The organism is Sinomonas halotolerans, from assembly GCF_039615075.1.
Taxonomy (GTDB): domain Bacteria; phylum Actinomycetota; class Actinomycetes; order Actinomycetales; family Micrococcaceae; genus Sinomonas; species Sinomonas halotolerans.
This window is the reverse complement of record NZ_JBDFRB010000002.1, coordinates 255384-274350: the sequence shown is the minus strand read 5'-3', so window position 1 is coordinate 274350 and position 18967 is coordinate 255384. Positions and strand designations below refer to the sequence as shown.

Genomic DNA, 18967 nt, shown 5'->3' with positions numbered 1-18967 from the left:
CGCCGTCGTGCCCCAGGAGGGGAACTGGCTGCCAGTGGGGCCGGTGGTCAATCCACGCAGCGCGACCCGAGCGTGCGCTGCCCTGCCGTGCCGCCGCAGGGGGTCAGCGCGAGGCCTCCTCCGGGTGGTCGTGGACATACTCCGCGTGCGCCTCGGCGACGTGCAGGTCGACGCCCTTGGTCTCCTTGACCAGGGAGACCGCGACGAGGGAGATGACCGCAGCGACCGCGATGTAGAGGCCGATGGTCCAGGATGCCTTGAACTCGTTCATGAGCATCTCGGCGATCATGGGGGCGAACGCGCCGCCGAGGATCGCGCCGAGGGCGTAGCCGATCGAGACGCCGGAGTAGCGGACCTTCGCCGGGAACATCTCAGCATAGAGCGCCGACTGCGGGCCGTAGGAGAGACCGAGGCCGAACGTCATGACGAACAGCGCGACGAAGTACCAGACGATGTTCTTCGTGTCGATGAGGAACCACATCGGGATCGCCCACAGCGCGAGGAAGGCGTAGCCGATCTGGAAGGTGCGGACGCGGCCGATCCTGTCCGAGACGATCCCGCCGCCGAGGGTGAACACGAGCCACCCGAAGGACGCGAGCGTCGTGGCGAGCAGGACCGAGGGCCGGTCCATGCCCAGCGCCTTCACCGCGTAGGTCGCGAAGTACGCGATGAGGAGGTAGCCGGCAGCGTTGTTGGCAATGAAGATCAGCGCCGTGAGGACGACTTCCTTGAAGTTGTAGCGGAAGAGCTGCCCGAGAGGGGCCGAAGACTCCTTGTGGCGCTGCTGGAGCGCCTTGAAGACCGGGCTCTCCTCGACCGCGCGGCGGATCATGTAGCCGACCACGATCAGCACGATCGAGAACAGGAACGGAATGCGCCAGCCCCACTCGTTGAAGGCCGGGCCCATCGTGGTGGTGAGGGTCCAGAGCGTCGCGGTGGCGAGGATCATGCCGATCGGGACACCGATCTGCGGGAATGCGCCGAAGAAGCCGCGGCGGTTCTTCGGGGCGTGCTCGACCGACATGAGGGCAGCGCCGCCCCACTCGCCGCCGGCCGAGAAGCCCTGCAGCACGCGCAGCAGGATGAGCAGGAACGGCGCGAGCACGCCGGCCTGGGCGTAGGTCGGGAGGACGCCGATGAGCGAGGTCGAGGCGCCCATGAGGATGAGCGTGAAAACCAGCATCTTCTTGCGGCCGATCCGGTCCCCGAGGTGACCCGCGACCACTGCTCCAAGGGGGCGGAAGAGGAAGGAGATGCCGATCGTCGCGAAGGCGATGACCTGGGCAAGCCCAGGGTTCTCCTGCGCGACGGGTGCGAGGAAGAGCGGGCCGAGCACGATGCCGGCCGCCTGGGCGTAGATGAAGAAGTCGTACCACTCGATGGTGGTTCCGACGAGCGTGCCGGCGAGGACCCTGCGCTCCTCGTTGGACATCTGGGGTGAGCCGGGCCGAGCGGCATTCACTGCGTTGGACATTCGAACTCCGTTGTCGGGGTGCTGGGCGGATTGACCCATTACTGACCGATTGGTCGGTCAATAATCCTTGAGGATACACGATGTGTGAACTGGCGCACAGCGGCTCGCGGAATCAGCTCGGGTCCGGCCAGGGCCCGCCGAAAACTAGGATGGTTCCATGCCTCGCACCGCCGCGGAGTCCGGCCCCCACTCGCAGACGCTCTCGCGCGGGGTCCGTGCCCTTGAAGTCCTCGCCGAGTCGCCCACACCGCTGACAATCGCGGAGCTCGCGGCGGCCCTCGACGTCCACCGCTCGATCGCGTACAGGATCGTCCGCACCCTCGAGGACCACTCCCTCGTGACCCGGGACGACTCGGGCCGCCTCCAGCCCGGCGCCGGCCTCGCCGTCCTGGCCAGGTCCGTCTCGCGGGACCTCCAGTCGGCGGCCCTGCCCGAGCTGGGCCGGCTCGCTGCGGAGTTCCGGATGACGGCGTTCGTGGCCGTCTGGGACCGCACCGAGTGCATCACCCTCGCCACCGTGGAGCCCCAGCACAACGGCGCGACCCTTGCCCAGCATCCGGGCACACGGCACCCGCTCGACCGGGGCGGCCCGGGAATCGCGATCCAGTCCGCCTTCGGGCGGCAGGAGTGGGAGCAGCGGGCGCCCGGCGTGCCGTACCGGCCGGAGTCGGACGAGTCCCGAGAACGCGGGTACGCCCTCAGCCATGACGAGGTCATCCCGGGGCTCTCCTCGGTGGCCGTGCCCCTCGTCATCCCGCACCACCGGCCGGCCGCCCTCGCAGTGGTGTACCTCGGCACCTCGGTGGACCCGGCGCCCATCGGGGAAGCGCTCGTCGAGGCAGCCGCGCGGATCGTCCGCGCACTCGGCTGAGGACGCCTCGCGAGGCGTCAGCCGACTCCGACGAGCTCCACGCGGGAGCCAGCCCGGCCCTTCGTCACCCTGATCTGGGCCCCGATGCGCTGCTTGAGCTCGCCGACGTGGCTCACGAGCCCCACGACCCTCCCGCCGGCCCGAAGGCCTTCGATCGCGTCCATGACCTGTTCGAGGGACTGCTCGTCGAGGCTGCCGAATCCCTCGTCCACGAACAGCGTCTCGATGTCGATCCCGCCCGCCTCGTGCTGGACCACGTCGGCGAGACCGAGGGCGAGCGCGAGCGAGGCCATGAAGGACTCCCCGCCCGAGAGGGTCGACGGATCGCGCCGCTGCCCAGTCCAGGCGTCCACGATCTGCAGCCCCAGCCCGGACGAGGCGCCGCGCGCCGCGAGGGCGTCCGTGTGCTCGAGGCTGAACCTGCCATCGCTCATGGCGACGAGGCGTTCGGTCGCGGCGACCGCGACCTGTTCGAGCCGTGCTGCGAGCACATAGCTGTGCAGTGACATCCGGAGCCCGTTGTCGCCCTGGCCGCGGGCCGTGCGGGCGAGGCCCGTGAGGAGGTCCGCCCGTGCCCGCGTCCTCTCGAGCTCCGGCACTGCGGTCTCGAACTCTGCCGCGAGCCGCGCGGTGCGGGCCGCGCCAGCGGTGGCGGCGTGCGCGGCGAGATCGGCCCGCCGGCTGCGCTCCTCGGCATCCGCTGCCACGGCGCGTGCCTGGGCGAGGTCTGCAGCGCCGACATGCCGTCCCTCGGCTTCCGCCTGGGCAGCCCGCGCCGCCGACGCCGAGGCGAAGAGCCCGCCGAGCTGCTGCCCCTCGGCCTCGTGGCGCGTGGTGGCCTCGGCGAGGGCACTGGCATCATCCGCTGTCATGAGCGCCGCGCGCGCCGCGGACTCCTCCCGGAACGGTCCCGCTGTGAGTGCGAGGGCCAGATCGCCGTGCGCCCTGGTGCTGGCGGCCCGGGCCGTGGAGACCACGGCCAGCGCCTGTTCGAGAGCCCCGAGCGTCCGCGCCCGTGCAGCTGCGTCAGCGGCCCGGGCACTGAGCGAAGCGAAGCCGGCGAGCCATTCCATCAGCTCCCCGCGGCGCCGCTCCGCCTCTCCGCGGAGCAGCGCCACGGCCTCCTCGGCACGCACGGAGGCGGCGCTGGCCTCCTCGACCGCTGACGCCGCCGAGTCGCGCCGGGCCCGCGCAGCCCCGAGCCTCGTCACGACGCGCGCAAGATCGGCCGACGCACTCTCGGCCGCTGCGAGGGCCCCGAGCGCGTCCTCGAGGAGACGGGCGGCCTTGTCCGGGTCCACCGCTCCCCCACGCGCGTCCGAGGCCGCGAGCGCCGCCTGTGCTGCCGCGACAGACTCATGGGCCTCCCGCTCCGCCTGGGCCGCGCGCTCCGCCTCATCGCCGGCCCGCCGTTCGGCGTCGGCGAGGAGGAGCGGCTCCTCCTCCGGCTGCGCCGGCGCGGGATGCTCGACGGCGCCGCACACCGGGCATGCTCCCCCGGCTTCGAGGAGGGCCGCGAGCTCTGCCGCCGACTGCTCGAGCCGCTGTTCACGGAGGGCGAGCCAGCGCTCCTTCGCATCGAGGGCCTCCCGCCGGCACGCGGTGTGGGCCGTCTGCGCCGCGGTGAGGGCGGCGGCTGCGCGAACGTGGTCTTCGACCGCATCCAGGACCTTCCGCGCCCTCTCCGCCTCGGCCCGGGCCAGGGCCAGGGCCGACGCCCGGGGCTCGAGGCCCTCCCGCTGCGACTCGAGGGCGACAGCCTCGGCGCGCGCTTCCTCGAGCGCCGCGGCCTTCGTAGCGCGGGACCGTGCGAGGCGCCCAGCCTCGGCTTCCATCCGCGCGAGCCTGCCTTCGAGTTCCCCGAGGTCCTTCTCGGCCGGGAGCCTCTCGGCGAGGACTGCGGACTCGGCGGCGGCAGCAGCGGCTGCGCTGTGCACGGCCTCGGGCGCCGGCAGCCGGCGGCCGGCACCGGCGGGGCAGTGCTCGGCGTCCTCACCGCCCGCGGCGTCACAGGGCGACCACCCCGCGGCCTGGGCGTCCGCCGTCGCGGACCAGGCGCGGTCCTCGGCGTCCTCGAGGTCCCGCCGCGCCCTGTCCAGCGCGGCGAGGAGCGGTTCGGCCCCGAGCGCGGCGCGGTGGGATTCGAGGGCCTCGAGGCGCCGGGCGTGCTCCGGCTGCTCTGCCTCCCAGGCTTCGCGGCGCGCCCGTGCGCCGGCGAGCTCCTCGGCGTCCTCGAGTGCCCGCGCCGCCGCAGCGGCAGCCTCCTGGGCTTTCCCCTGCTCGGCACGGGCAGCTGCCGCCTGGTCCAGAGCCGATGCCGCGAGCTCGGCGTATGCCCGCTCGACGGCCGCGAAGCGCTCCCGCACCGGTTCGGGTTCGAGGAGGAGTCCTTCAGGGGAAGCGGCTCCGGTGCCCGGGCCGGGAATGTCCGCCGGAACAGGCTCAGGGGCGGGGGCGCCGGGCTCGAACGCTGCGGCACTGAGCTCTGCGCTCTCGGCCTCGAGCTGGGCTATGGGAAGGGCGGCAGACCGCTCGGCATTCTCGGCCTCGGCCCGCGCCGCCTGTGCGAGCTGTCCGAGCTGGGCCTCGATGTCAGCGAAGCGGCCCGTGCCGAAGAGCTTCTCGAGCAGCGCGATCCGCTCGCCTGCCTTGGAACGGAGGAAGGAGGCGAACTCCCCCTGGGGGAGCAGGACAACCCTCGTGAACTGCTCTCGCCCCATGCCCAGGACGTCGGAGAGGAGCGCGCCTGCCTCGTCGTTCCGGGAGGTGAGCGCCCGCCACTGCCCGTCCACGAGCTCGCGGACGTGGGTCGAGGCCTTCTGCGTGACCCACCCGGTCGATGCCCGCCGGCTGGGCTTGGACCACTCTGGAGTCCTGCGGACCTCGAACCGACGGTCCTGGGCCGAGAATTCGAGGAGCACCTCCGGCTCTGCCTCGGCCGCCGCATGATGGCTCTTGAGCGCGCGGGTGCCCTCGCGGGCGCCCGGGAGGCTCCCGTAGAGCGCGAAGCAGACGGCGTCGAGGATGCTCGTCTTGCCCGCGCCGGTCGGTCCGTTGAGGAGGAACAGCCCGTGCTCGGCGAGGGCGTCGAAGTCGACCTGCTCGCGCCCGGCGAAGGGTCCGAAGGCGGTCATCTCGAGACGGTGGATCCTCACGCCGAGGCCTCCGCGAGCCGGACCGCCTCGAGCGCCTCGACGAGCGCGGCCGACTCTGCGCCGCTCGGGCCCCGGCCGCGCACGTGCTCGAGGAAGCCCGAGCACACGTCGAGGTCGGACCGCGCGGCGGTCAGGCGGGCGCTGTAGCTCGTCTCGCGCTCCCGCGGTGCGCCTTCCGGTTCGAAGGCGAGCGCGACGGCGAGGGGGAACCTCGTGCGGACGCGCTCCATGGCCCGCTCGGGCCGCTCGGCATCCACGAGCGTGACATGGCAGTACGCCCCCTCGGCCGCGGCATGCGCCGGGTCGGCGAGCAGGTCCTCGAGGCGGCCCCGGAGCAGGGCGAGCCGATGCTGGGTGGGCCAGCCGACGGGCTCGACGGACGCGATTCCCTCCGGGCCCACCCCGAGGAGCCATGCGCCCTTGGCCTGGCGCGCCTCCGAGAACGAGTACGCGAGCGGCGACCCCGAGTACCGCACTGACTCGGAGAGCGCCTGCCTCCCGTGCAGGTGGCCCAGCGCCGCATAGTCGAAGCCCTCGAACACGCTCAGAGGGACGACGTCCAGCCCGCCGATCGAGAGCGCCCGCTCGCTGTCCGTCGGAGCGCCCCCGCCCGCGAACGTGTGCGCCATGATGACCGAGACCACGGTGCCCTCCGAGCGGCGGATGGCGAGGTCGGCCCGCGCCCTCGCCACGGCGGCTTGCGTGACGGCCGTGTGGCCCCCGCCGTCGAGGCCTAGGGCCGGCGCGACGAGGCGCGGTTCGAGATAGGGCAGGGCGTAGACCGCGAGCTGCGCGCCGTCCCCTAGGGGGAAGAGCACGGGGTCCGCGGCCTGCTCGATGCGCGTGCGCAGATGCACGCCGCCGCGTTCGAGGAGGTGCGAGGCGAAGCCGAGCCGCACGGCCGAATCATGGTTGCCGCTGCTGACCACGACCCGTGCGCCAGCCTCAACAAGGCGCACGAGCGCCGAGTCCAGGAGCTCGACGACGTCCACTGCGGGGAGCGCGCGGTCGTACACATCCCCTGCTACGAGGACGGCGTCGATGCCGTTCTCGGCGACGAAGCCCACGAGCCCGTCGAGCCATTCCGCCTGGGCGGCGAGCATGCCGGCCCCGTGGAACGACCGTCCGAGGTGCCAGTCGGAGGTGTGCAGGATCTTCATGGAGACGACGCTAGCCGGTGGCTCCGACAATCCTCGCCACGCCACCGGCGCCCGGGAGGGAATGGACGGAATGCGGCGGGACCAGCGCTACCGGTTCCGGTGGAAGAAGTCCCGGGCGTCGTCATCGCCGTCGGGCGCAGTGCGGACCCCCGGTGCGGACAACTCCTGCGGCGCTGCTTTCGGTGCGGCGGCGGCGGAACCAGCGGCACCGTCGTCGTCCGAGACGGCCGCGAGCGCGTCGGTGGCGACCACGGTCCCGCCGGCGGCGTCCGAGGCCGCCGCGATCGCGGCGGCCGCAGCACCGGCACCGGCCCGGCCCGAGTCATCCCGCGTCGCCTCCGCGGTCGCGTCCGCGGCGCCCCCGGCGCTCGAGAACAGCAGGTCCTCGGCGGGGCCGAAGCCCCGGAAGATCAGGCCCACGAGCACGCCGCCGAGGACCGGGGCGCCCCAGAAGAGCCACAGCTGCGCGATCACCGTGGGCTCGGCGAACACGGCGGACGCGGTGGAGCGCATGGGGTTGATGCCCGCATTGGTGATGGGCGAGAGGGCCTGGACGAGCACCGCGTACGCGAGGCCGACCGCCCACGGCGCCATGCCCTTGACCGCCCGGCGGCTCGTGACCGCGAGCGCGACAGCCACGAAGACCGCCGTCGCCACGACCTCGACGAGCAGGGCGGCCGCGAGCGGGAACTGGTTCGGAGAGTGCTGGTCGAACCCGTTGGAGAGCTGCGAGAAGATCGGCGCGACGTCGGTGATGCCGGGGAGGCTGCGCAGCGTCACCCAGAGCAGGAGCGCACCGAGCAGGCCGCCCACGAGCTGCGCCGCGAGGTAGCCCGGCACGAGGCGCCAGTTGGTGCGCCCGGCCACCGCGAGCCCCACCGTGACAGCCGGATTGAAGTGCCCGCCCGAGACGTGCCCCACGGCCGCGATGCCGGCGGCGAGTGCAAGGCCCGCGGCGAGCGGCGCGGGCACCGCCCCCGCTGCCGTGCCGCTGAAGAGCGCAACCCCGAGGGCGCCGAAGATGAGCAGGAAGGAGCCGAATGCCTCAGAGGCAAGCTTGGCGGTCAGACTGTACTCTCCGGGTGCCTTGGGCAGGGTCGTGGTCATGGAAGAGCACACTACCGCCCCAGCAGGACAACTGCGATCGTGGCCGCGGCGAGAGCGCCCACGGCGCCCGTGGCCCAGCGCAGGACGGCGGCTGGCGGCGCCGCGGTGCCGTGGCGGAGCTCACGTCGGCGCACCCGGCCGCACAGCACGAGAACGGCGGTGGCCGCGGCGGCGACGACCGTGCACACGCCGAGCGCCATGACCGTGGACGGCCCCTGCCCCCCGGTGCCCTCGGCGGCGTGGAGCCACGCGCGCCAGATGAGCAGGTTCAGGACCAGGAGGGAGAGCAGCGTCCGCCGCCAGGAGAGTGTTGTCCTCTCCGGCTGGAGGCCGGGGTCTCGGGCCTCTCCCCCTTCCCCGGGTGCTGCCGGGACGGTCATGGCCGCACGATGACAAGGATGCCGAAGACCAGCGCCGCGAGGGTGACCACGAGCGTCATGCCCAGCATGACCCGGGAGAAAGGCAGCTCGCGCCCGTGCCGCATGGCCTGCTCGGCGAGGGCCCACCGCCGGTACGCGAGCCCCGCGAGGGCCGCGGCCACGCCTGCGAGAGCCACGGCGAGGATCCCCCGCACGAGGGTCGGCGCGATGTTCGGCGTGAGCTGGTCGAGCGCCACAGCCCCCGCCAGGAGCGCGAGCGACGTGCGCAGCCACGCGAGGAACGTGCGCTCATTGGCCAGCGAGAAGCGGTAGTCAGGGGTGGATCCGGTCCGTCGCCACGCAGGCTCGCGCATGTGTTCCTTCCTCGCGTCCCGGCCGCGGGCGCTGTCGTCCCGGGCCGCGGGCGCTGGTGATGGGGGCTGGTCGCAGGATACCGGAGTGCCGCCGCCGCAGGCGGCGGTAGATTGAGCCCATGAGCACTCCGACGGCCGCCTCCCGCATCCACGGTTGCCTCCTGGGCACCGCCGTCGCCGAGGCGGCAGCACTCGCGGGGGGCACGGGTGCACCGGCGGGCACAGGCGTCCTGGCGGCTGCAGCACCGGCAGGTCCGGGCGCCGCCGGAGGCCCGGACGACGCCGTCCGCCCCCTCGGCGCGGCAGGCCAGCTCACGCTCTACACGGCAGACGCGCTCATCGAGGCGATCGAGTGGGCCAACGACGGCGTGCACGCCGACGAGGCCGCGTGCGTGTGGCTCGCGTCGCTGCGGTGGCTCGAGGGCCAGGGGGTGGCGGCGCCGTCCTCCGCCCCCGCGCCGCAGCCCCGCTGGCTGGACTCCCAGGAGGGAGCCCGCACCCCGGTGGCCCCGCGGCCGGCTTGGATCGAGTCGCTCGCCTCGGGAGAGATGGGCACCACGTCCCGTCCGCTCGGCACGGCGCACGACGACGGCGGTGCGGCGGCGCACGCTGCCCCCTTCGGCCTCGTCCCCCACGTCCCCGCGGCCATGGTGGTCAAGCTGAGCGCCGACGGCGCGGCCCTGACGCACGGCGCCCCCGCGGCCGTCCAGGCGGCCACGGCGGTTGCCTCGCTCGCGCACTTCATGGTCCTCGGCGCGGACGCGCGGACCGCACTCGGCTCGGCACGCGCGCAGATCGCCTCCCTGCGCACGCCCGACCCGGACGTGCTCGCCGCTCTCGAGACCGCCGACGCCGCCGCCGGGCGGGGCCCCGCCGACGAGACGGCAGCCGACCGGCGCGCCGCGGGCCAGACGGCTTCGGGAACGAGGGCTCCGGGCCAGACAGCCCCGGGCAAGGCGGCTCCGGGCCCGACTGCTGCCGGGGCGCTCGGCGCGGCCGTGGCCGCGATCCTCGCAGCGGAGAGCGCTGGGGCCTCGGGAGAAGCCCACGATGTCTCGTTCGCCGCCGGAGTGCTCCTCGCCGCGCAGCAGGGCAGCGACGCCGCCGCAATGGCCGGCGGACTGCTCGGTACCCTGTGGGGCCGCGAGGCCGTCCCCGAGGCCTGGATCGCGCGGACCGCCGGCATGCATGCGGCGGAGGGCATCGCCTCCCGGTTCGCCGAGGTCACGGGGGCATAGGAGCCGGGACCAGCGCACGGCGCGCGGAGAGTCGGCGGCATGCCGCCCCAGCACGGGCGGCGCGAGCCTGACCGGCTGTGCAGCGAAGGCGGCGCGACCAGGCCAGGCGGCGCCGGTCAGCGGCGCGGGTCAGCGGCGCAGGTCAGCGGCGCAGGTCAGCGGCGCAGGTCAGCCGAGCGGATCAGCGGGGGGCGGAGACGTTGCTGCACGCCTCGCAGACGGAGGCCGGGATGAGGCCCACGCGCTGGAGCCGGCCGAAGATCCAGCAGCCGAGGCAGAATCCGGCGAACGCCTCGAGGGATGCCGCAGCGATGAGGACTCCCACTGCGCTCCATCCGGCCACGGGCGCACCCGCCGCGACGAGCACAGCAGCCGTGGTCGAGACGACGAGGCCGATCGCCTGGGCGAACCGCTTGGGCGGTCCCGGGACGAGCCGCGCGGGCCCGAGGCGTGGAGCGATCACATGCACGGCCAGCCGTCCCGCCGGCGAGTACTTCGGGCCACCGGCCACACGGAGGGCAAAGCCGAGGGCGATGAGCCACAGCGCCCACCCGGCCTGGGCGAGCAGCGCGGCGACGCACAGGACGACGACGATCCCCGCCGTCGTGCGCGCGGCATACTCATTGACCGGGTTGGGGAACGAGAAGGCGCGGCGCAGCGGGCTCTGCGAGGGCTCGATGCGCACGAAGCCCGTCGCGTCGGCGTTCGCGAGGCGGGAAGGCTGGGTCATCATTCCAGACTACGGAGCCCGCGTCACAGGCCGGAAGGAATGTTGCGTCCCGTGACGTGGAGGAGGCTCAGGCGCTCTTCGCGGGCCACTCGCCGCCGAGCATCTGGAGGAACTCCCCCTCGGAGAGGACCTCGACGGGCTGGCCGCGCTCCCGCAGCTCGAGGACCCGGCGCGCTTTCGCCGTCACACGTCCGGAGACGAGGTCCGCAGCGACGAAGCCGTCGCCGACCACGAGCACGGTCGTCGCACGGGTCACCGAGCTGGCCGGCTGCGCGCCGAGCGCCGCCGCGCGCGCCTTCGCCTCGGTCCGCGGGATGCCGAGCGCACCCGTGAACACGATCCGGTGCCCGAACAGCGGATGGTGGGGATCGGCGTCGGCGTTCGCGGGAGGGTTCACGCCCTCGGTGGGCCAGGGAGCCCATGCACGGCCGCCGCCAGGACGCGGCCCGCCCGTGCGGCCGGCGAGGGCCCTCGCCGTAGCCGGCGAGACCTCGTCGCGGCCCGGGACGAAGGCCTCCTGGCGCGGCAGCGAGAGCCCGAGCGCGCCGTACACGCCCTCGACCGTGCCGGCACCGTGGCGGGCCGCGATGTCGATGAGGATGCCCGCGCAGGCGGCAGCGTCCTCGGCCGCGTCGTGGTGCCGCTCGAGCGCGACGCCCGCGGCCCGGGCGGCGAAGGGCAGCGAATGGGAGGGCAGGCTGTAGGTGCGACGGGAGAGCACCACCGTGCACGCGTAGTCGTAGGCGGGGGCCTCGAGGCCGCTCACCTCGAGGGCCGAGCGGATCACGCCGAGGTCGAACGCGGCGTTGTGGGCCACGAGGACGTCATCGCCGATGAAGCCGCCGACCTCCGCGAACACGTCCGCGAAGCGCGGGGCAGACGCGACGTCCTGTGCACGGATGCCGTGGATCGCGACGTTGCGGGGATCGAACTCATCATGGCCCGCAGGCGGGCGCATGAGCCAGTAGCCGCGCTCCACGACGCGGCCCGAGCGGACCTTGACCAGGCCCACCGAGCAGGGCGAGCCCCTGAAGCCGTTGGCCGTCTCGAAGTCGATCGCAGTGAAGTCAAGGGCCACGGCGACGAGTCTAGCCGCGCCGCGCCTCCCGGCCGGCCAGGCTCGCGGCAGGGCCGGGCCCGGGAGAGCCGGACGCGGCAGGGCCGGTCGCGTGAGAGCCGGACGCGACGGAGCCCGGCCGCGGGCGCTGCCGGTAGGCTTGAGGGGTGATTCCCTCCGCCGTGACCCATCTCGCCGCCGTCCCCGAGGCCCTCCACGGGCTCGCCGTGCAGGCCGCTGCAGTCCAGGCTGCCGCAGTCCAGGCAGTCGCAGTCCAGCCGCCCGCGGCCTCGTTCCTCCCCGACTGGCTCAACCCGGACGTCTTCCTGCGCGATTCGCCGCTGGGCCCGTGGGTCGTGCTGCTCGTGTGCGGGATCGTGTTCGCCGAGACCGGCCTCCTCGTGGGCTTCTTCCTGCCCGGGGACTCGATGCTCTTCACGGCGGGGCTCCTGGTCTCGACCGGCGCGATCAGGTTCAACCTCTGGGCCATGGCGGGGCTCATCATCGTCGCCGCGATCATCGGCAACCAGGTCGGATACCTCATCGGCTCCAAGGCCGGCCCCGCGATCTTCAACCGGCCGGACTCGCGCCTGTTCAAGCGCGAGAACGTCGAGAAGGCACACGCCTTCTTCGAGAAGCACGGCGGCAAGGCCCTCATCCTGGCCCGCTTCGTGCCGATCATCCGCACGTTCGTCCCCGTGATCGTGGGCGTCGCCCAGATGGACCGCGCCAAGTTCTTCCTCTACAACATCATCGGTGCGCTCCTGTGGGGAGGCGGCGTCACGCTGCTCGGCGCATGGCTCGGCCAGTACCAGTGGGTCGGGGACAACATCGACCTCATCTTCATCGCGATCGTCCTCCTCTCGGTCGTGCCGATCGTCGTCGAGTTCTTCCGCGGCCTTTCGGCCCGGAAGCAGGCAGAGCACTTCGGAACGGACGTCGTGGACGAGTTCATCGAGGAGCACGAGCCCGTCGAGGAGCGCAAGACCCACCCCGACTGGAAGTAGCCTCCACAGCCCGACGCCGCATCGCAGCACATGGGAGGATCTCTCCATCCCGCGGCTGCGGCGCGGCGTCGGGCGTGTCCAGCGGAGGGCGTGTCCAGCGGAGGGGGTGTTCAGCGGAGGGCGTCCACGATCGCCGGCAGCAGCGCGCGGAACGCCTGGCCGCGATGGCTGATCGCGTTCTTCTCCTCGCGGGTCAGCTCGGCGCACGAGAGCTCGAGGCCCAGAGGCTGCAGGATCGGGTCGTAGCCGAACCCGCCCTCGCCACGCGGCGACCGCAGCAGCGTCCCCTCGAGGCGCCCGAGCTCGACCGTCTCGTGCAGACCGCCATCCGCCTCCGGCACGGCGAGCGCAGCGGCGCACACGAACGCCGCCTGCCGGTGGCCGTCCCGGACATCGGCGAGCTGGCCGAGGAGGAGCTCGAGGTTCGCCACGTCGTCGCCGTGGCGTCCCGCCCAGCGCGCCGAGAAGATCCCCGGGGCCCCACCCAGCACCTCCACCGAGAGGCCGGAGTCGTCCGCGATGGCGGGCAGGCCCGTCGCCTCCGCGACCGCGCGGGCCTTCTTGAGCGAATTCTCGGCGAACGTCACGCCGTCCTCCACGACATCCGGGGCACCCACAGCGCCCGCGTCGACCACCTGCGTGTCGACGTCGAGCCCCGGGACCTGCCCGCGCAGGAGCTCGCGGAGCTCACGGAGCTTGCCCTGATTGTGCGTGGCGAGGACGAGGCGGGGAGCTGCGCTCACCGGAGCGCCGCTGGGCCGGTCTTCGCCGCCTCCGGCGGCGGCAGATGCGCTCACCGGAGCGCCGCTGGGCCGGTCTTCGCCGCCTCCGGCGGCGGCAGATGCGCTCACCGGAGCGCCTCGGCCAACGTCTCGCGCTGGATGTCCGCCAGCTGCGCCGTCCCCAGGAGCGCGAGGTCGAGGAGGCTGTCCAGCTCCTCGCGGTCGAACGGCGCGCCCTCGGCCGTGCCCTGGACCTCGACGAACTTGCCGGACCCGGTCACCACCACGTTCATGTCCGTCTCCGCACGCACGTCCTCGACGTACGGCAGGTCCAGCATCGGCACCCCGTCGATGATCCCCACGGAGACCGCCGAGACCGTGTCGACGAGAGGCTCGGCGCCCCGCTCCACAAGGCCCTTCTCCTTGGCCCAGCGGATGGCCTCCGCGAGGGCGACGAAAGCGCCCGTGATCGCCGCGGTGCGCGTGCCGCCGTCGGCCTGGAGCACGTCGCAGTCCAGCACGATCGTGTTCTCCCCGAGGGCCTTCGTGTCGATGATCGAGCGCAGCGAGCGACCGATCAGGCGGGAGATCTCATGCGTCCTGCCGCCGATCCGGCCCTTGACCGATTCGCGGTCCGAGCGGGTGTTCGTGGCCCGAGGCAGCATCGCGTACTCCGCCGTGACCCAGCCGCGGCCCTCGCCTTTGAGCCAGCGCGGCACCCCCTCGGTGAAGGACGCCGTGCAGAGCACGCGGGTGCTGCCGAACTCGATGAGGGCCGACCCCTCCGCCTGCTTGGACCACCCGCGCGTGATGGAGATCGGCCGCAGCTGGTCGGGCGCGCGCCCGTCGGCGCGCAGGGGCAGAGGACTGTCAGGAGTGCTGGGGGTCATGGCACCAGCTTAGCGAGCGACGCCGGCACTCCCCGCCCGTGGCGCATCCGCCGCGCGCTGCGCCCGGGCGGGGCCCGGTGCCGGACAGGTCCGATGCGGGCCAGGCCTGACGGCAGCCGGTCCCACGTGGACCCCGTCTCCTGCAGGTCAGATCTGGTAATGCACGCCCGAGACGGCCACGGCGATCGGGCCGTCGTACGCCCGCTGGGCCTCCTCGACCGACCGGTTCGCGTCGTTCCACACCGGAAGGTGCGTGAGGAGCAGGCGGCGGGCGCCGGCGTCCCGCGCCGCCTGGCCGGCACGCAGGCCGGTGAGGTGCACGCCGTCGATCGCGTCGTCGCGGCCCTCGTGGTACGCCGCCTCGCACAGGAACAGGTCCGCCTCCGCCGCGGCCTCCACGAGGCCCGGGCACGAGTCCGTGTCCCCCGAGTAGGTGAGCACGCGGCGCCGCACACCGCCGGTGCCGTCCGGCTCGGTGCACTCGAGGCGGATCGCGTACGCCTCCGCGATCGGGTGGCGGACCGGGACGGCCTCGAAGGTGAACGGACCCAGCTCCACCTTCTCCCCCGCGGTCCACGCGTGGAACTCGAAGTCCTCGTCCAGGTCCGCGGGAGGCTCCATGTCCAGGGCGATCTCGATGCGCTTCTTCGTGGCCGCCGGGCCCCACACCGGGATGCGGCCGCCGGACCAGCCCTCGGGATCCCAGTGCACCGCCACATGCAGGCCCGTGAGGTCTATGCAGTGGTCCGGGTGGAGGTGGCTCAGGAGCACGCCGTCGATGTCGCCCAGGTTCATGTAGCGCTGCAGCACCCCGAGCGAGCCCGAGCCCAGGTCGAGCAGGATGCGCCAGTCGCGGTCGCCGTCGTTGGCCGTGACCAGATAGCACGATGCGGGCGAGCTCGGGCCCGGGAAAGAGCCCGAGCAGCCGACGATGGTGAGCTTCACTGTGCCGTCCTCTTCACGGTGCCATCCTGCCCGCCGGAGGCCCGGCGAAGTGGGAGATGCGGGCCGAACCGCCGCGGGAGCGAGCGTCCGCGAGCATCTCGGGGGTGATCTGCGCGAGGCTCGCGGTCGGGTAGCGGGCTGCCACGTGGTCCGCATGCTGCACGGCCTGGACTTCGGGTCCCAGGAAGCGCCGGGCGAGCACGCCGAACTGCTCGGCATCCCCGGTCGCGACGAACCGGTGGGTCGGCGGGGTGGTGCCCGTCCGCTCGAGTCCGTGCCCGACGAGCGCGCGGTACACGTCCTTGGCCGTCTCCTCGGCGCTCGAGACGAGGGTCACGCCGTCCCCCATGACGTAGGAGATGACGCCGGTGAGCAGCGGGTAGTGGGTGCAGCCGAGCACGAGCGTGTCCACGTCCGCGTCCCGCAGCGGTGCGAGGTAGGCCTCCGCTGCCTCGAGGAGCTCGGGCCCCGTGGTGATGCCCGCCTCGACGAAGCGGACGAAGTCAGGGCATGCGGCCGAGACGATCGTGAGTCCCGGGGCCGCCGCGAACGTGTCCTCGTACGCGCGGGACCCGACCGTGGTGCTCGTGCCGATCACACCGATGCGTCCCGAGCGGGTCGCGACGACGGCGCGGCGCACGGCCGGCTGGATCACCTCGATGACCGGGATGCCGTACCGCGCCGTGTACCGCTCGCGGGCGTCGCGCAGGACCGCGGCGGACGCGGAGTTGCAGGCGATCGTGAGGGCCTTGACGCCCGAGTCGACGAGCTCGTCCATGACCCCGAGGGCGAACGCGCGTACCTCGGCGATCGGGAGCGGACCGTACGGGCCGTGGGCGGTGTCCCCGACGTAGACGATGGACTCCTGCGGGAGCTGGTCGATGACCGCCCGGGCCACCGTGAGCCCGCCCACGCCCGAGTCGAAGATGCCGACGGGGCGGTCGGAACGCTCGAGCTCAGGCATCCGCGCTCCCGTGCGAGCTCAGCCGGTGGCCGTCCAGCATGGCCTCGACGAGGGTGGTCTGCAGCCACGTGACGAAGTTGTAGACGAGCGCGAGGTACGCCTCGACATCCTCCGCCTCGGACCAGTCGGTGACAGCGTGGACGCGTTCGGCGTCCTCCTCCGATCGGATCCCGAGACGCTCTGCCAGGACGAGCCGGACATCGTTGAGCGCCGTGGACCAGTGCCGCGCAGCCGCGTCGTCGAGGGTGAGGTGGGCCGCGTCGAGGCCCAGCGACGCCGCGCGCAGCGCGCCCGTCTTGCCCTCCCGCAGCGAGCGCTCGGTGAGGCGCCGGAACTCGAGGGAGGCGTCGTCGTCGTCCTTCACCGCCTGCGGCAGGAGGCGCGCGAGGGCCGGGTCCTCGGGCACGCGGGCATGGGGGCTGAGCCCCACCAGCGCCTCGAGCGGGTCCTGGCCCGGGTCCGTCTCCTGCTCGAGCATCCCGATCACGTCATTGAACAGGCCGCGCAGGAGCTCGCGCTCGGGCTCCTCGAGCCGTCCCGTGATCCCGCGGCGGCCGTAGACGAACGGATCAGCCATCCTCGCCGGACCTCTCGATCGTGGCCCACAGGCCGAAGGTGTGCATCGCGACGACGTGCTGCTCGATGGACTCCCGCGAACCCTGCGCGACCACCGAGCGGCCCTCGGTGTGCACCTGCATCATGAGCGCGTCCGCCTTGGACTCCGAGTAGCCGAAGTAGGACTGGAATACGTAGCTCACGTAGCTCATGAGGTTGACGGGGTCGTTCCAGACGACGAGGTTCCAGGGGGTCTGGCGCGATGTCCGCTCCTGCTCGCCCAGAGAGGTCTCGTCCGACACCTCCTGGGAGGGCTCGGTGGCGACGCTCATGCTCATGGGCTCCATTCTAGGCAGCGTGCATGCTCGAAGCTGGCCGTTAGAGTGGCCCCGTGACCGAAACGAGCCCTTGGGACCAGCCCCGCACCTCGCTGTTCACCGACCACTACGAGCTCACGATGCTCCAGGCTTCGCTGCACTCGGGCGCCGCCCACCGCCAGTGCGTGTTCGAGGCGTTCGCGCGCAGGCTGCCCGACGGGCGCCGGTACGGCGTGGTCGGCGGGACCGGGCGCCTGCTCGAGGGCATCACGAAGTTCCGCTTCACCGACGAGGAGCTCGGCTTCCTCGAGCGGACGGCGGTCGTGAACGCCGAGACGCTCGATTACCTCGCGGACTACCGCTTCTCCGGAAACGTCTACGGCTATGCCGAGGGCGAGGCCTACTTCCCGAACTCGCCGATCCTCATCGTCGAGTCGACGTTCGCCGAGGCGTGCATCCTCGAGACGTACATCCTGTCCGTGCTCAACCACGACTCCGCGATCGCCTCGGCGGCCTCCCGCATGACCACGGCGGCGGGCGGGCGCCCGTGCATCGAGATGGGCTCGCGCCGCACCCATGACGAGTCCGCCGTCGCCGCCGCGCGCGCCGCGGTGATCGCCGGGTTCGCGAGCACCTCGAACCTCGCAGCGGGCCTGCGCTATGGCCTGACGACAGTCGGAACGGCCGCGCACTCCTTCACCCTCCTGCACGACACCGAGCGGGACGCGTTCGAGGCGCAGGTCGCGTCGATGGGCGCCGGAACGTCGCTGCTCGTGGACACCTACGACGTCGAGAAGGCCGTGCGCACGGCTGTCGAGATCGCCGGCGAGAGGCTCGGGGCCGTGCGGCTCGACTCGGGCGACCTCATCGAGCAGGCGCACTGGGTGCGCAGCCTCCTCGACGAGCTCGGAAACGTCAGCACCCGCATCGTAGTGACCTCGGACCTCGACGAGTACGCGATCGCCGCCCTCCAGTCCGCGCCCGTGGACGCCTACGGCGTCGGGACCGCGCTCGTGACCGGTTCGGGCGCCCCGACGGCGTCCATGGTGTACAAGCTCGTGGCGCGCACGGACGACGGCGGCGGGCTGGTCTCCGTGGCGAAGGCCGCCAAGGGCAAGGCGAGCGTGGGCGGGCGCAAGTACGCGCTGCGGCGCCTCGATGGGCGCGGTGTCGCGACGCACGAGATCGTCGGTGTGGGCCACCGGCCGCAGGACGACGGCAACGACCGGGCGCTCCTCGAGCACTTCATCGTCGACGGCGAGCTCCAGCCGGGCTGGACCGGCGCCGAGGGCGTCGAGCGGGCGCGCGAGCGGCACGCGGCCTCCCTGGGCGAGCTTCCTGCCTCGGTGCACCGCATGCACCGCGGTGAGCCCGCGATCCCGACGCTTTACGAGGACGCCTGAGCCGTGCGCAGAATGGGATCATGAAGCGGGCCCTGATCATGGTGGACGTCCAGAACGACTTCTGCGAAGGCGGATCGCTGGCAGTTGCCGGAGGGGCGGGCGTGGCCGCCCGGCTGACGGCGTTCCTTTCCGCGCACGCGGCCGAGTACGACGCCGTGGTCACCACCCAGGACTGGCACATCGATCCGGGCAGTCACTTCTCGGCCGAGCCGGACTTCGTCGACTCCTGGCCGCCGCACTGCGTGGCTGGCACTCCGGGCGCGGACTTCCACCCCCAGCTCGAGACTGCCGCCGTCGACGCGATGTTCCGCAAGGGGCAGTACGCGGCGGCCTACTCGGGCTTCGAGGGGCATCTGGCCCAGTCCGGAGACGCCCAGGGGACGGCCGACGATTCGGACACGCTCGATGCGTGGCTGCGCGCCCGCGGGATCGAAGCTGTGGACGTCGCGGGGATCGCCACAGACTACTGCGTGAGGGCGACCGCGCTCGACGCCGCGCACGCAGGCTACCGCACCACGGTGCTCAAGGACCTGGCCGCGGGCATCGCGGCCGACCTCGCCCGGACGTACCGCGAGCTCGAGGACGCCGGGGTGGAGGTCCGCTAGCCGGACAGGGTCCTGCAGAGGCTGCGCTCCGGCC

Annotated in this window: 19 protein-coding genes; 5 read left to right on the top strand and 14 right to left on the bottom strand. The window is 72.9% G+C overall.

The window, feature by feature from the left end; all coding sequences use genetic code 11:
• Nucleotides 1-103: 103 nt before the first annotated feature.
• Nucleotides 104-1474, bottom strand: coding sequence for an MFS transporter (locus ABCQ75_RS03700; protein WP_345883161.1), 1371 nt, complete (start codon nt 1472-1474; stop codon nt 104-106).
• Nucleotides 1475-1631: 157 nt separating this feature from the next.
• On the opposite strand from ABCQ75_RS03700, the gene ABCQ75_RS03695 reads away from it, so the two are divergent.
• Entirely contained in the window at nt 1632-2345 is a 714-nt protein-coding gene (locus ABCQ75_RS03695) for an IclR family transcriptional regulator (protein ID WP_345883160.1), read from the top strand.
• 17 nt (nt 2346-2362) lie between these two features.
• Here the strand turns inward: ABCQ75_RS03695 and ABCQ75_RS03690 are convergent, their stop codons facing one another.
• The 5 genes from ABCQ75_RS03690 to ABCQ75_RS03670 all read right to left on the bottom strand — a co-directional run bounded on the left by ABCQ75_RS03690 (nt 2363) and on the right by ABCQ75_RS03670 (nt 8500).
• Nucleotides 2363-5500, bottom strand: a complete 3138-nt coding sequence (locus tag ABCQ75_RS03690; protein ID WP_345883159.1) for an AAA family ATPase — start codon at nt 5498-5500, stop codon at nt 2363-2365.
• Nucleotides 5497-6660 carry an exonuclease SbcCD subunit D gene (locus ABCQ75_RS03685; RefSeq protein ID WP_345883158.1) on the bottom strand — a complete coding sequence of 388 codons (1164 nt, stop codon included), beginning with the start codon at nt 6658-6660 and terminating at the stop codon, nt 5497-5499. Before ABCQ75_RS03685 ends, ABCQ75_RS03690 begins: the two co-directional genes overlap by 4 nt.
• Before the next feature lie 87 nt (nt 6661-6747).
• Nucleotides 6748-7767 carry an aquaporin gene (locus tag ABCQ75_RS03680; RefSeq protein WP_345883157.1) on the bottom strand — a complete coding sequence of 340 codons (1020 nt, stop codon included), beginning with the start codon at nt 7765-7767 and terminating at the stop codon, nt 6748-6750.
• Nucleotides 7768-7778: 11 nt separating this feature from the next.
• A complete protein-coding gene (locus ABCQ75_RS03675) occupies nt 7779-8147 on the bottom strand; it encodes a DUF202 domain-containing protein (RefSeq protein WP_345883156.1) in 369 nt (122 codons plus the stop codon).
• The gene (locus ABCQ75_RS03670; RefSeq protein WP_345883155.1) at nt 8144-8500 is read right to left on the bottom strand and encodes a YidH family protein; all 357 of its coding nucleotides are present in this window, start codon (nt 8498-8500) and stop codon (nt 8144-8146) included. Before ABCQ75_RS03670 ends, ABCQ75_RS03675 begins: the two co-directional genes overlap by 4 nt.
• Before the next feature lie 119 nt (nt 8501-8619).
• Between ABCQ75_RS03670 and ABCQ75_RS03665 the strand changes: the two genes are divergently transcribed.
• Nucleotides 8620-9738, top strand: coding sequence for an ADP-ribosylglycohydrolase family protein (locus tag ABCQ75_RS03665; RefSeq protein WP_345883154.1), 1119 nt, complete (start codon nt 8620-8622; stop codon nt 9736-9738).
• A 181-nt stretch (nt 9739-9919) separates the two neighbouring features.
• Here ABCQ75_RS03665 and ABCQ75_RS03660 read toward each other — a convergent pair whose 3' ends face one another.
• Nucleotides 9920-10468, bottom strand: a complete 549-nt coding sequence (locus ABCQ75_RS03660; RefSeq protein ID WP_345883153.1) for a DUF4395 domain-containing protein — start codon at nt 10466-10468, stop codon at nt 9920-9922.
• Between the two features lie 67 nt (nt 10469-10535).
• On the bottom strand, nt 10536-11546 hold the full coding sequence (locus ABCQ75_RS03655; RefSeq protein WP_345883152.1) for a 3'-5' exonuclease: 1011 nt from the start codon (nt 11544-11546) through the stop codon (nt 10536-10538).
• Between the two features lie 206 nt (nt 11547-11752).
• Here ABCQ75_RS03655 and ABCQ75_RS03650 point away from each other — a divergent pair, with 206 nt between their 5' ends.
• Nucleotides 11753-12532 carry a DedA family protein gene (locus ABCQ75_RS03650; RefSeq protein WP_345883239.1) on the top strand — a complete coding sequence of 260 codons (780 nt, stop codon included), beginning with the start codon at nt 11753-11755 and terminating at the stop codon, nt 12530-12532.
• Between the two features lie 110 nt (nt 12533-12642).
• On the opposite strand, the gene rdgB is transcribed toward ABCQ75_RS03650, so the two are convergent.
• The 6 genes from rdgB to clpS all read right to left on the bottom strand — a co-directional run bounded on the left by rdgB (nt 12643) and on the right by clpS (nt 16946).
• Entirely contained in the window at nt 12643-13329 is a 687-nt protein-coding gene (rdgB, locus tag ABCQ75_RS03645; RefSeq protein ID WP_427916031.1) for an RdgB/HAM1 family non-canonical purine NTP pyrophosphatase, read from the bottom strand.
• Nucleotides 13330-13379: 50 nt separating this feature from the next.
• A complete protein-coding gene (rph, locus tag ABCQ75_RS03640) occupies nt 13380-14144 on the bottom strand; it encodes a ribonuclease PH (protein WP_345883151.1) in 765 nt (254 codons plus the stop codon).
• 147 nt (nt 14145-14291) lie between these two features.
• Complete coding sequence (locus ABCQ75_RS03635) at nt 14292-15089, bottom strand: MBL fold metallo-hydrolase (protein WP_345883150.1); 798 nt, start codon at nt 15087-15089, stop codon at nt 14292-14294.
• 13 nt (nt 15090-15102) lie between these two features.
• Nucleotides 15103-16053 (bottom strand): glutamate racemase, encoded by a 951-nt coding sequence (murI, locus tag ABCQ75_RS03630; RefSeq protein WP_345883149.1) that lies wholly within the window; start codon nt 16051-16053, stop codon nt 15103-15105.
• Nucleotides 16046-16630 carry a DUF2017 domain-containing protein gene (locus ABCQ75_RS03625; protein WP_345883148.1) on the bottom strand — a complete coding sequence of 195 codons (585 nt, stop codon included), beginning with the start codon at nt 16628-16630 and terminating at the stop codon, nt 16046-16048. The genes murI and ABCQ75_RS03625 overlap by 8 nt, the downstream gene beginning before the upstream one ends.
• Entirely contained in the window at nt 16623-16946 is a 324-nt protein-coding gene (gene clpS / locus ABCQ75_RS03620; RefSeq protein WP_427916026.1) for an ATP-dependent Clp protease adapter ClpS, read from the bottom strand. The genes ABCQ75_RS03625 and clpS overlap by 8 nt, the downstream gene beginning before the upstream one ends.
• A gap of 53 nt (nt 16947-16999) precedes the next feature.
• Here clpS and ABCQ75_RS03615 point away from each other — a divergent pair, with 53 nt between their 5' ends.
• Both ABCQ75_RS03615 and ABCQ75_RS03610 read left to right on the top strand, forming a co-directional pair.
• On the top strand, nt 17000-18328 hold the full coding sequence (locus ABCQ75_RS03615; RefSeq protein WP_345883147.1) for a nicotinate phosphoribosyltransferase: 1329 nt from the start codon (nt 17000-17002) through the stop codon (nt 18326-18328).
• A 20-nt stretch (nt 18329-18348) separates the two neighbouring features.
• Nucleotides 18349-18933 carry an isochorismatase family protein gene (locus tag ABCQ75_RS03610; protein ID WP_345883146.1) on the top strand — a complete coding sequence of 195 codons (585 nt, stop codon included), beginning with the start codon at nt 18349-18351 and terminating at the stop codon, nt 18931-18933.
• Nucleotides 18934-18967 lie beyond the last annotated feature (34 nt).

Excerpts from the sequence above, each read along its gene's own strand:
- ABCQ75_RS03625 (WP_345883148.1), bottom strand. The coding sequence starts at position 16,630 with ATGGCTGATCCGTTCGTCTACGGCCGCCGCGGGATCACGGGACGGCTC.
- rph (WP_345883151.1), bottom strand. The coding sequence starts at position 14,144 with ATGACCCCCAGCACTCCTGACAGTCCTCTGCCCCTGCGCGCCGACGGG.
- clpS (WP_427916026.1), bottom strand. The coding sequence starts at position 16,946 with ATGAGCATGAGCGTCGCCACCGAGCCCTCCCAGGAGGTGTCGGACGAG.
- ABCQ75_RS03610 (WP_345883146.1), top strand. The coding sequence starts at position 18,349 with ATGAAGCGGGCCCTGATCATGGTGGACGTCCAGAACGACTTCTGCGAA.
- ABCQ75_RS03675 (WP_345883156.1), bottom strand. The coding sequence starts at position 8,147 with ATGACCGTCCCGGCAGCACCCGGGGAAGGGGGAGAGGCCCGAGACCCC.
- ABCQ75_RS03695 (WP_345883160.1), top strand. The coding sequence starts at position 1,632 with ATGCCTCGCACCGCCGCGGAGTCCGGCCCCCACTCGCAGACGCTCTCG.
- ABCQ75_RS03700 (WP_345883161.1), bottom strand. The coding sequence starts at position 1,474 with ATGTCCAACGCAGTGAATGCCGCTCGGCCCGGCTCACCCCAGATGTCC.
- ABCQ75_RS03670 (WP_345883155.1), bottom strand. The coding sequence starts at position 8,500 with ATGCGCGAGCCTGCGTGGCGACGGACCGGATCCACCCCTGACTACCGC.
- ABCQ75_RS03660 (WP_345883153.1), bottom strand. The coding sequence starts at position 10,468 with ATGACCCAGCCTTCCCGCCTCGCGAACGCCGACGCGACGGGCTTCGTG.
- ABCQ75_RS03685 (WP_345883158.1), bottom strand. The coding sequence starts at position 6,660 with ATGAAGATCCTGCACACCTCCGACTGGCACCTCGGACGGTCGTTCCAC.
- ABCQ75_RS03665 (WP_345883154.1), top strand. The coding sequence starts at position 8,620 with ATGAGCACTCCGACGGCCGCCTCCCGCATCCACGGTTGCCTCCTGGGC.
- murI (WP_345883149.1), bottom strand. The coding sequence starts at position 16,053 with ATGCCTGAGCTCGAGCGTTCCGACCGCCCCGTCGGCATCTTCGACTCG.
- ABCQ75_RS03680 (WP_345883157.1), bottom strand. The coding sequence starts at position 7,767 with ATGACCACGACCCTGCCCAAGGCACCCGGAGAGTACAGTCTGACCGCC.